The sequence below is a fragment of the Mesorhizobium silamurunense genome, from assembly GCF_014843905.1.
In the GTDB taxonomy this organism is placed as follows: Bacteria; Pseudomonadota; Alphaproteobacteria; order Rhizobiales; family Rhizobiaceae; genus Mesorhizobium; species Mesorhizobium silamurunense.
Window position 1 is genome coordinate 1 of the sequence record NZ_LPVS01000216.1, and the last position, 1,566, is coordinate 1,566.

The 1,566-nt window shown below is 57.8% G+C and carries 1 protein-coding gene; it reads right to left on the reverse strand.

What is annotated here, in order from left to right; genetic code table 11:
- A partial coding sequence (gene ltrA, locus AU465_RS33145) for a group II intron reverse transcriptase/maturase (RefSeq protein WP_192257236.1) occupies positions 1–969 on the reverse strand: 969 nt, incomplete at its 3' end.
- Positions 970–1,566: the final 597 nt, after the last annotated feature.

The following is a 1,566-nucleotide window of genomic DNA, read 5'->3' on the forward strand; positions in this document are numbered from 1 at the left end:
CGTGGCCCGCATCGACTTCATTGCCGTTGGGCTGGCCGCAGGCGTGTAACCACAGAAGAACTCGTCTCGCCGTGTGTTCGCCACGCGTCGCGGCCGGAACTGATACCCGAGGAAGTCGAACACGACATTCGGGTATTCCCCCCTGCGCCTTTGGTCTTTGCAGTAGACGATTTTGGTCTTTGTCGGATGCATTTGAAGCCCGCATGCTGCCAGTCGAGCACCAAGCTCCGCCTTGAGGGCTTCTGCCTGCTGCTCATTCCGGCAATGCACAAGGCCATCGTCCGCATATCGACACCATGGAAGGTCAGGATGCGTCCGGGTCATCCACAGATCAAATGCATAGTGCATGAAGAGATTCGACAAGATCGGGCTAACAACGCCCCCTTGCGGGGTACCGCGTGTGCGCTCGACGACTTCCCCGTTCTTCTCCATCGGCGCTGCCAGCCATCTTTCGATGTAGAGCAGAGCCCATTTGCATGTGACGTGCTTTCTGACCGCCTTCAGCAGGAGATCGTGCGGAAGATTGTCAAACAGCCCTTTGACGTCGAATTCCAGAACCCAGTCATGCTTCCAGCATCGCTGACGCGTGACGCCAACTGCATCCAGAGCCGATTTTCCCGGCCTGTAGCCGTAGGAGTCTGGAAGAAAGAGGATATCCAAATCCGGCTCAATCATCTGCTTGACTACCATCTGTGCGATCCGATCGCTGACGGTGGGCACACCCAAAACCCTTTCGCCCCCACTCTTCTTCGGAATGGAGACAGCGCGAACCGGCGGTGGGAAGTACGTCCCTGAGGACATCCGATTCCAGACCTTGTAGAGGTTTCCTGCAAGGTCCTTCTCGAACATCTCCAGGGTCTGCCCGTCCACCCCGGCTGCGCCCTGGTTGGCTTTGACCGCTTTGTAAGCTTCGTACACTTGTCGTTTCGCAATTCGAAACGGCTTGTCTGTCGTATCTTCTGAAGTCATCCTGTTTCCAGTTGTTCCAAACAATACGACCACCTGATCCGACCCCTTTGCTCCGGCCCCATTACAGGGCCTTCAGCGCTCATACGGGCCGGTCCGCCCCAGTCTCCTGCATCGGTACTCTCGCCTTGCGGTTTGGCCCGCTTGAGCTTCTCCCTTTGCATCAGGAGCCTGGTTCCTGCAGTTCCGCGCGAATGCCTGTGTCCGACTCACGCCCCCTCAACGCCGGTCGCCGCCCGCCCTGTCATCAGGCACCCGGCGGACTTGTCCCAGGACGACGAGACGGTCCTGGTTTCGGCGACACTTACGTTCATAACGACGCGTCTTCGAAGGGTTCACTTTCGTTCGTCTTTCGGACACCCACCTGCTCGGATCTCGTCCGAACTTTTCATCCAACGCTCACCACCACGGCTCTTTACCGCAGCAGCTTGGACTGGTTTGAGACCTGCTCCTGAAAGCCGATCTCGGAGGGCCGTCCCCCATCATTCACGCAGCTTTACACTACGGTCTTAGTTCATATTGAACTCCTTCCGCTGCTCTGCAGCACACTCTCGTCGATGAAGACCAGGCACTGGGGATCGAGGCCAGCCTGCCAGGATC